Here is a 243-nt window from a genome sequence, read left to right as displayed (position 1 = left end):
GCATCCTTGGGTTCTTGCGGTGATTGCAACACTTAGCGAATGGGTGTTGTCATGGCGGGGTATTCAATTTATCTAAGGCCTGATCTCTTGCAGGTTTCTTGGGCCGGGATGCAGGCCGGTGATTTCATCACCGATGCCGTGGCTGCCGCCGGTGGTTGAACCAGTCGATGTACTCGGCGACGGCGACCTCGAGGTGGCCGATGTCCCGCCAGGGGCCTTTGTTGCGCACGAGCTCGGCCTTGA

At 58.8% G+C, this 243-nt stretch carries 1 protein-coding gene; it reads right to left on the bottom strand.

The features are described 5' to 3' along the window. Nucleotides 1-127: 127 nt before the first annotated feature. Nucleotides 128-229: an IS3 family transposase gene (locus AC5RWU_RS24820; protein WP_493986813.1), complete on the bottom strand. Its 102-nt coding sequence runs from the start codon at nt 227-229 to the stop codon at nt 128-130. Between the last annotated feature and the right edge of the window lie 14 nt (nt 230-243).

This window comes from Arthrobacter sp. B0427-1-12 (assembly GCF_059092905.1).
This window is presented reverse-complemented; position numbering and strand designations above follow the sequence as displayed.